Genomic DNA, 8569 nt, shown 5'->3' on the forward strand with positions numbered 1-8569 from the left:
GAACAAGGGTTACTCTACGATTTCGAGTTCCAGTTGAATCTCGTCAATGAGGAACCCAAGGTGATCGGCCCACCACATTGCCCAGCGGTCTGGAAGCATCCGACCAAACCGAACCTTCGAGACGTTAGTGTGGGTTATTTCCCATCCGTCCGGGGCGAGCTCGTGCTGGAACGTCTCGGGGAGCAGAGTGTGTTCGTGTGTCGGGTCAATCCACTGTGACCGTCCCGCAGGGTGGGGGAACGCCACGGCGATAGTTCCTCCCGGACTGACGATACGGTGCAGTTCGTTAAGAGTATGGTGAAGGTCTTGAACGTGTTCCACGACGTTCCAAGCACGCACGTGTTCGAACGTGTCGTCTTCCCAAGGCCAAGGATACTCGTCAAGATCGACCACTTCGTCGGGCTGGCACTCCTCTCGGATATCCACGTTATGCCAGCCGTCTCGATAATCCCACCCACATCCCAAGTTTAACTTCTCCGGAAGATCCTCTAGTGAATCATCCACGCTAGTCATTGGGTAGCTAGACGCTCTACAATAGGATAAACGCCATGGAGTAAGGGCCATGAAAGATTAGTTTATCTACATTATCTAGGGATAGTGAGACCTAAACACTACCGAACACCCGGTCTTGCAAGTCCGTGAGATTCAACTCACTGCGATTGATCCCAAACTCTGCTTCTAGGCCAGCGAGATTGAGCGAAACCTCCTCAGCGACCGAATCAATCTGACCCTTTCGTTTGAACTGATCCGGGAGGTCGTACTGTGGCCGGGCAGAGGCAAGCAGGTATGAATACGCCGAGAGCGGGAGCTCGGCAAGGTGTTCGTGAAGGTCTCGGTTACCACTTCTCCACTGTCGGTGGCTCCAACGGATACGACTCAGTAATGAGAGCCCGGTCTGAAACTCCCCAGTTCTCACCTGCACTCCCCGGACGAGGCCGCTCCTCATCCGACCGTACACGTTCTCCGAGATGCCGATCTCCTTGGCAGGGTCCCGGTGGACGAACCAGACAACGGAACCTTCCGCGAGGAGTCGTCGCCACATATCCAAATCTTCGGCGCCGACCGGGAGGTTCCGATAGGGACCACGCTGCTCAAGGAACGCCTTCGGAGCAACTGTGAGATTTGTCGCTCTGAGGAGGAAAGCCTCCTCGCGGTGGTCGCGCAACCGTTCGTAGATTTCGACGAACCCCTTAAGCACATCCTCGTAGACATCGTCGGCGTCTATCTGAAGAATGACGTGGTCCCCCTTCGCGTGTCTGACGCCGATGTTCCTTGTTTCGCCGAGATGTCGCCCCGGATCAGGGGGAAGACGGATCAGTCTGAGCCGGTCGTACTCCGCCTGCAATGATTCGACGATTTCGGGACTATCGTCGGTTGACCCGTCGTCCACGACGAGGACCTCGAACTCGTCATTTATTTGGTTTAAAATAGATCGTAAAGAATGTTCTATAGTTTCCGACATATTGTAATTACAAACCGAAATAGTGTACTTGACCATCATTGTATGAAAGCCCGCCACCGGGTATGATATTTACGGGAGTGATTATCTGCAGTGTTCATAAATATGAGGAAAGGATTATATAAATATTTAGAATTAAATACTCGTATCGTGTACTTTGGCAGAGATTCCGATCATTTTTGAGTCGGTTTTTGTAGAGAATGAACAACTTGTATCGATGAATCACTACGAGATCTCTCGAAAGAGATGATTAACTCGTCTGCGGTAACTGTGCTCCTCCATCACTTTCTGAGAGTAATCATTGAACTCAGACTGAATACTCTGATCGGACCTTTGTCGGAACCGCTGCACCATCTCTCTCAATTCATCTTGGGATGTGATCTGGTATGGATATTCAAAACCAAGGACGTTCGATAAGTTGTTATGTTCTTTTAATATTATAGGAGTGCCTGAGGCTAATGTCTCAAAAACACGGTTGTTGACCATTCCCCAGGATTTCTGACCCTCCTTATGCATCCCTATTGTGACTTTCTTTACATTGTACCAACAATTCAACTCTTCTGGGAATCGGAAATGAGATACTGCTTCAAATTTTGAAGAACCACGATACAATCCTAACATCATCTCTTCTTTGCCAGATCTTTTGTGGCCTATTGTGCCTGCATAACCAATACCACTGCGGTCAAAACCCAATGGTTCAAATGCATAAGTTCCAAGAGGGAAATAAATTGTTTCAAACCCCGCTTGTTGGGCTTCCTTCTCTGTTTTACTGGATGGGCAGAGAATGATGTCCGGGCGAACAGATACTCTCTCAAGATAATCATCAAGAAACTGTTCCGGCGAACCGTCAAATTCCCCGAAAGACCACCACCACAAAAGGTTTAAATCTCCTTGAAGCGGTTCATAGGCAGGCGGCGTAGCTCCCGTAGATATTACAATATCTCCCTGTTCAGGATCTCCTTGGTCTCGAAAGAAATCTTGTATTGCGCGGCCGAATTGTCTAATAATCATTAAATCACCCAGTCCGCCACCATGAATCGTAATAGATGTATCTGCTGCGGCATATTGCCAATAGTTTTCGCCGGCGACTTGATTGCTTCTACTAGGAATTAAGTTCAGAATACGCTGAGCAAACCGTTTAGGAAACGACATTGGGGTTGCCTACGGGATGGTGTGGTAAGTATCTCACGTACCAGAAAGAAGTCATGAGAGGTACGGCCTTCCGGCGTAACCTTTCTTGTGAACCGGTCAGATATTATCCCACCTCAAATCTGACCCTAGATAGCGCCACGTTTGCTCCATCATAAAACCCCGTACCATAGATGGTGTACGGAAACACCGAAACCTCTACCACAGACTACTTGCTGAAATGTCCTCATGGTACCAGTCACTAACAAGTTCTCCAAAAGTTCATCACCTGTATTTTTCTTATGAATATCCACTTTTTTGTTCCTGTATCCCAATGATTTGCTGGATAAAGAAGGATAAGCGGGATCTGGCATACTTTACTGAACGATGTGCTGTAGAGACGGTAAAGACTATACGACTCACCATCACGATACTCAAAAGATGAAGGCAGTCATCCCTGCCGCCGGCCAGGGCACTCGTTTGTACCCGCAGACCCACACCAAACCGAAGGCGATGGTGCGTATCGCCGGGAAGCCGATCCTCGGCCACATCCTCTCCCGCCTCTCGGAGACTCGCGTCGACGAGGTCGTGATCGTCATCGGCGGGCCGATGCAGGACCAGATCGTCGAGTACGCCGAGGGCTCTTTCGGCGACGAGTTCACCTTCCGGTTCGTCGAACAGGAGAGCGCCGAGGGGCTCGGACACAGCATCTACCAGACCGAATCGGTCGTCCGCGGCGAGCCGGCGCTGATCGTGCTCGGGGACATGCTGTTCGAGAACGGCTACGGCACCTTCCTCGAGGCCCACGACGCACTCGACGACCCGGACGCGAGCATCGGCGTCAAGACCGTCGACGAACCACAGCACTACGGCGTCGCCGAACTGGGGGAGGGAACCGAGATCGACCGCTTGGTCGAGAAGCCCGACGACCCGCAGTCGGACTACGCGATCAGCGGCGTGTACATCGTCGAGAACACCGACCTGCTGTTCGACTGCCTCGACGAGCTCGTCGAGAACGACGTCCGCGGCGCGGGCGACGAGTACCAACTCACCGACGCCCTCCAGCGGATGATCGACGCCGACGCCCGGATCGACATCTTCGAGGTCGAGGACTGGTACGACTGCGGCCGCCCAGAGACCCTCCTCGAAGCGAACCGAGTCCTGCTCGCGAAGGGCGACAACGACGGAGCCGACACGCTCGACAACGCGGTCGTCGTCCCCCCGGTCGACTTCGGGGACGACGTCGTCGTCGAGGAAGCGATCGTCGGCCCGGATGTCAGCGTCGATTCCGGTTCCCGAATCACCGACAGTATCGTCCGAAACAGCATCGTCGGGCAGGACGCGACGCTCGAGAGCGTGAACCTCGAAGGCAGCATCGTCGGCGACGGCGCGACCGTTCGGAGCGAGGCGAACCAACTGAACGTCGGTGACAACAGCACGATCGAGCTATGAGTGACGCCCCGCACGCGGTCGTGACGGGTGGTGCCGGGTTCGTCGGCAGCCACTTGGTGGACTCCCTGCTCGACGACGGCTTCCGAGTCACCTCCCTCGACAACTTCGGGAGCGGTCGACCGAGCAACCTCGAACACATCGACACCAGTCGGTTCGACTCCCTCGAACACGACGTCCGCGAGCCGTTCCCGGAACTGGACGGCGTCGATTACGTGTACCACTTCGCGTCGCGTGCGAGCCCGACGGACTTCGAGTCACACCCCGTCGAGATCGCGCTGACGAACAGCGAGGGGGCGCACAACGCACTCGAGTTCGCCCGGGAGAACGATGCACGGACCGTGCTCGCGTCGACGAGCGAGGTCTACGGCGACCCCGAGGTTCACCCTCAGCACGAGGAGTACAACGGGAACGTGAACGTTCGCGGTCCTCGCGCGCCGTACGACGAGAGCAAGCGGTTCTCGGAGGCGCTCGCCGTCGCGTTCCAGCAGCAGTACGACGTGGACATCCGAACGGTCCGTATCTTCAACACGTACGGGCCGCGGATGCGCCCCGACGACGGGCGGGTCATCCCGAACTTCCTCTCGCAGGCGCTCCGTGACGACGATCTCACGATCTACGGCGACGGCACACAGACGCGGAGTTTCTGTTACGTCTCCGATCTCGTCGCCGGAATCCGTGCGTTCGCGGACGCCGACCCCGCCGTCGCCGCGGGCGAAGTGATCAACCTCGGGAACACACACGAGATCGAGATCCGGGAGCTCGCGGAGATCGTCATCGAGGTCCTCGACGCTGACTCGGACACCGTTCGCCGGGAGCTACCGGAGGACGATCCAGAGCTCCGCCGTCCCGACATCGGCCGGGCACAGGAGCTTCTCGGTTGGGAGCCGACGGTCGGCCTGGAGGAGGGTCTCGAACGGACCGCCGAACAGTTCGCCGAGGAGCTGGGTACGGAGTAGCCGACGGCGGTTCCGGACTCGAAAGGTAACCTATTACCCGACTCGAACAGTGTGTCGAGCCATGCCTTCGTCTCCGGAACGGGTCCTCGTCACTGGCGGTGCCGGGTTCGTCGGGAGCCACGCGGCGGCGTACTACGACGACCGCGGCAGCGAGGTGACCGTCCTCGACAACCTGAGCCGCGTCGACACCCTCGAAACGGCCGACGAATCGCGGAACACGGCCGCGTACAACTGGAACTACCTCGAAGAACACCACCCCGACGTGGAGCTGATCGAGGGCGACATCCGCGACCACGATCGACTCGAAGAGATCGTCGAGGGACACGACGCCGTCGTCCACACTGCGGGCCAAGTGGCGGTGACGGCGTCGATTCAGGATCCCCGGACCGACTTCGAAGTCAACGCTCAGGGAACGTTCAACGTCCTCGAGGCGGCTCGAAAGGCCGAGAGCGACCCTGCAGTCGTCATCGCGTCGACGAACAAGGTCTACGGGGACAACGTGAACGAGATCCCGGTCCGGGAGGAGGAGACCCGGTACTGGTACGACGACCCCGATTTCGAGGAGGGGATCCCCGAGAGCCTCTCGATCGACGACTGCGAGCACACGCCCTACGGCGTCTCGAAGCTCGCGGCCGACCTCTACGTGCAGGACTACGCGGAGCGAAACGAGGTGGACGCCGCCGCGTTCCGGATGAGCTGTATCTACGGCACGCGCCAGTTCGGAAACGAGGACCAGGGGTGGGTCGCCCACTTCGCCCTGAGCACGCTCCGTGACGAGCCGCTGACGATCTTCGGCGACGGCAAGCAAGTCCGCGACGTCCTCTACGTCGAGGACCTGATCCGTGCCTACGACGCCTTCCTCTCCGATCCGGAGGGGAAGCCGGCAGTGTACAACATCGGCGGCGGAGCCGAGAACACCACCAGCCTGATCGAGTTCCTCGACCTGCTCGAAGCCCAGACCGGGAAGCGGACCGACGTGAGCTTCGACGACTGGCGGGAGGGCGACCAGAAGGTGTACGTCTCGGACATCTCGCGTGCGCGTGAGGAACTGGACTGGGAACCCCGCGTGGGGTTCGAGGAGGGGATCGAGCGGTTCGTCGACTGGTACGAGAGCGACTGACGGAGCGGACCATTCTTATCCGGTGCTGCCGAAACTGAGAGGGAATGCAACTCTCAGTCGTCGGCTCCGGCTACGTCGGAACAACCATCGCCGCGTGTTTCGCGGACCTCGGTCACGACGTCGTGAACGTCGACATCGACCAGGGGATCGTCGACACGATCAACGACGGCGAGGCGCCGATCCACGAGGACGGGCTGGCCGAGCTGGTCGCCGAGCACGCCGGCCCCGACTCGACCGGGCGGCTTCGGGCGACCACCGACTACGAGGAGCTGCTCGACACCGACCTCACGTTCCTCTGTCTCCCGACCCCCGCCAACGACGACGGCTCGATCGACCTCTCGATCATGAAGGCCGGCGCCGAGCAACTGGGGGAGACACTCGCCGAAAAAGATGACCGCCACAACGTCGTCGTCAAGAGCACCGTCGTCCCGGGCACGACCGAGGACACGCTCGCACCGCTCATCGCCGAGGCCGGCGACAAACGGCTCGGCGACGATCTCGGCGTCGGGATGAACCCCGAGTTCCTGCGAGAAGGCTCGGCGGTGGCCGACTTCCTGAACCCCGACAAGGTCGTGCTCGGCGCCGCCGACGACCGAACCCGCGACCGGATGAAGGAAGTGTTCGCCCCGCTCGTCGAGCGGGCCGACGAGCCGCCAGTCGTGGAGACGGCGACCCGGGAGGCCGAGATGATGAAGTACGCCAACAACGCGTTTCTCGCGTCGAAGATTTCGCTGGCGAACGACCTCGGGAACATCTGCAAGGAACACGGCGTCGACATGTACGAGGTCGCCGACGCGATGGGGCTGGACGGACGGATCCAACGGGCGTTCCTGGACAGCGGCCTCGGCTGGGGCGGGAGCTGCTTCCCGAAGGACACCGCGGCCATCATCGCCGCCGCCGAGGCGAAGGGGTACGACGCACCGATGTTGAACGCGGCGACGGAGGTGAACGATCGACAGCCACAGCGCTTCCTCGACCTGCTCGATAGGCACGTCGACGTGGACGGGAGGCGAGTCGCCGTCCTCGGACTCGCGTTCAAGCCCGGCACCGACGACATCCGGAACACGCGCGCGGTTCCCGTGATCGAAGGCCTCCTCGAACGGGGGGCGGACGTGGTCGCCCACGACCCGGTCGCGATCGAGAACATGCGCGATCGCTACCCGGAGATCGAGTACGCGGACTCGGCGTCGGACGCCCTGAACGGCGCGAGCGCCTGCCTCGTCGTGACCGACTGGGACCAGTACGAGGTGCTCGATGAGGAGTTCGACGAGATGGCCGACCCCGTCGTCGTCGACGGCCGCCACTGCATCGACCGTCGGGAGGGGATCACGTACGAGGGGCTGACCTGGTAGCGCGCCCGCCGTTTCACAAACCTTATCCCCTTTTTGCTACGATTCACGCCAATGAGTTCGCGCAGCGAAAGCGACGACTTACGCCAGTCACTCCGCCGGACGGCAACTGACTGGTACCACGTCCCCGCGCTCCTCCTCGCGATGGCGTGGATGTTCTGGGTTCGGATGCAGAAATACTCCCAGTTCCTTCAGAACGGCGAGGTGTACTTCAGCGGGAACGACGCCTGGTACCACCTCCGCCAGACGAACTACATGGTCCGGGACTTCCCCTCCGCGATCCCGTACGACATCTGGACCGGGTTCCCCGTCGGGACGTTTCAGGGGCAGTTCGGGACGCTCTACGATCAGCTGATCGCACTCGTCGCGCTGATCGTCGGTCTTGGCGCCCCCTCCGAGGCTCTCGTCGCCAAGGTCCTCCTCGTGGCCCCCGCGGTGTTCGGGACCCTCGCCGTCGTCCCCGTCTACGTCATCGGCAAGCGATTCAGCAACCGCATCGGCGGCCTGTTCGGCGTGTTCCTGCTCGCGCTCCTCCCCGGGCTGTTCCTCCGGCGGACGCTGGTCGGCGCCGCCGACCACAACGCCGCCGAGCCGCTGTTCATGGGGCTGGCGATGGTCGGCCTGTTCGGCGCCATCGCCGTCGCGGACCGAACGATGCCCGTCTGGGAGGTGATCCGCGAGGAGCTCTACGAGTCCCGCGAGCTCGACACCCTCAAGGAGCCGCTCGCGTGGTCGCTCGGTGCCGGCGTGCTCGTCGGCCTGTTCCTGTGGGTGTGGCCGCCCGCGGTGTTCCTGGTCGGTATCGTCGGGCTGTTCCTGACCGTGAACGTGGTCACCGACGTCGTCCACGGCGAGACGCCGGAGCCGATCGCGTTCACCGTGGCGGTCTCGATGCTCGTCGTGACGGTGATGAGCCTGCTGGGGCTGGATACGGTCGGCATTTCGACGACGACGCTCTCGCTCCTCCAGCCGCTGGCCGCGCTCTCGGTCGCGGTCGCTGCCGTGTTCTTCTGTGCGCTCGCACGCTACTGGGAGCGCGAGGGGATCGACGCCGCCTACTACCCGGCGGCGATCCTCGGGATCGGCGTCGTCGTCGTCGTCGTGA

Annotated in this window: 9 protein-coding genes; 5 read left to right on the top strand and 4 right to left on the bottom strand. The window is 59.9% G+C overall.

Annotation, left to right across the window (positions count from 1 at the left end):
* Positions 1 to 9: 9 nt before the first annotated feature.
* The 4 genes from ACFR9S_RS02780 to ACFR9S_RS02795 all read right to left on the bottom strand — a co-directional run bounded on the left by ACFR9S_RS02780 (position 10) and on the right by ACFR9S_RS02795 (position 2961).
* On the bottom strand, positions 10 to 564 hold the full coding sequence (locus ACFR9S_RS02780; protein ID WP_379730561.1) for a methyltransferase domain-containing protein: 555 nt from the start codon (positions 562 to 564) through the stop codon (positions 10 to 12).
* Positions 565 to 604: 40 nt separating this feature from the next.
* Complete coding sequence (locus tag ACFR9S_RS02785; protein ID WP_379730560.1) at positions 605 to 1498, bottom strand: glycosyltransferase family A protein; 894 nt, start codon at positions 1496 to 1498, stop codon at positions 605 to 607.
* 186 nt (positions 1499 to 1684) lie between these two features.
* Complete coding sequence (locus ACFR9S_RS02790; RefSeq protein ID WP_379730559.1) at positions 1685 to 2611, bottom strand: glycosyltransferase family protein; 927 nt, start codon at positions 2609 to 2611, stop codon at positions 1685 to 1687.
* 149 nt (positions 2612 to 2760) lie between these two features.
* The gene (locus tag ACFR9S_RS02795) at positions 2761 to 2961 is read right to left on the bottom strand and encodes a hypothetical protein (protein WP_379818015.1); all 201 of its coding nucleotides are present in this window, start codon (positions 2959 to 2961) and stop codon (positions 2761 to 2763) included.
* Between the two features lie 67 nt (positions 2962 to 3028).
* On the opposite strand from ACFR9S_RS02795, the gene ACFR9S_RS02800 reads away from it, so the two are divergent.
* From ACFR9S_RS02800 to ACFR9S_RS02820, 5 genes are all read left to right on the top strand, one after another.
* Positions 3029 to 4039 carry a sugar phosphate nucleotidyltransferase gene (locus tag ACFR9S_RS02800; protein WP_379818016.1) on the top strand — a complete coding sequence of 337 codons (1011 nt, stop codon included), beginning with the start codon at positions 3029 to 3031 and terminating at the stop codon, positions 4037 to 4039.
* Complete coding sequence (locus ACFR9S_RS02805) at positions 4036 to 4995, top strand: NAD-dependent epimerase/dehydratase family protein (RefSeq protein ID WP_379730557.1); 960 nt, start codon at positions 4036 to 4038, stop codon at positions 4993 to 4995. The genes ACFR9S_RS02800 and ACFR9S_RS02805 overlap by 4 nt, the downstream gene beginning before the upstream one ends.
* A 61-nt stretch (positions 4996 to 5056) precedes the next feature.
* Complete coding sequence (locus ACFR9S_RS02810; protein ID WP_379730556.1) at positions 5057 to 6115, top strand: NAD-dependent epimerase/dehydratase family protein; 1059 nt, start codon at positions 5057 to 5059, stop codon at positions 6113 to 6115.
* A gap of 44 nt (positions 6116 to 6159) precedes the next feature.
* The gene (gene aglM / locus ACFR9S_RS02815) at positions 6160 to 7467 is read left to right on the top strand and encodes a UDP-glucose 6-dehydrogenase AglM (RefSeq protein WP_379730555.1); all 1308 of its coding nucleotides are present in this window, start codon (positions 6160 to 6162) and stop codon (positions 7465 to 7467) included.
* 51 nt (positions 7468 to 7518) lie between these two features.
* Positions 7519 to 8569: STT3 domain-containing protein (locus ACFR9S_RS02820; protein WP_379818017.1), on the top strand; the 1051-nt coding region annotated here is incomplete at its 3' end.

The organism is Halolamina salina, assembly GCF_042678005.1.
GTDB lineage: Archaea > Halobacteriota > Halobacteria > Halobacteriales > Haloferacaceae > Halolamina > Halolamina salina.

Bases quoted from the DNA above. Each gene is read 5' to 3' on its own strand.
- ACFR9S_RS02795 (WP_379818015.1), bottom strand. From the start codon at position 2,961: ATGCCAGATCCCGCTTATCCTTCTTTATCCAGCAAATCATTGGGATAC.
- ACFR9S_RS02805 (WP_379730557.1), top strand. From the start codon at position 4,036: ATGAGTGACGCCCCGCACGCGGTCGTGACGGGTGGTGCCGGGTTCGTC.
- ACFR9S_RS02790 (WP_379730559.1), bottom strand. From the start codon at position 2,611: ATGTCGTTTCCTAAACGGTTTGCTCAGCGTATTCTGAACTTAATTCCT.
- ACFR9S_RS02780 (WP_379730561.1), bottom strand. From the start codon at position 564: ATGGCCCTTACTCCATGGCGTTTATCCTATTGTAGAGCGTCTAGCTAC.
- ACFR9S_RS02810 (WP_379730556.1), top strand. From the start codon at position 5,057: ATGCCTTCGTCTCCGGAACGGGTCCTCGTCACTGGCGGTGCCGGGTTC.
- aglM (WP_379730555.1), top strand. From the start codon at position 6,160: ATGCAACTCTCAGTCGTCGGCTCCGGCTACGTCGGAACAACCATCGCC.
- ACFR9S_RS02800 (WP_379818016.1), top strand. From the start codon at position 3,029: ATGAAGGCAGTCATCCCTGCCGCCGGCCAGGGCACTCGTTTGTACCCG.
- ACFR9S_RS02785 (WP_379730560.1), bottom strand. From the start codon at position 1,498: ATGGTCAAGTACACTATTTCGGTTTGTAATTACAATATGTCGGAAACT.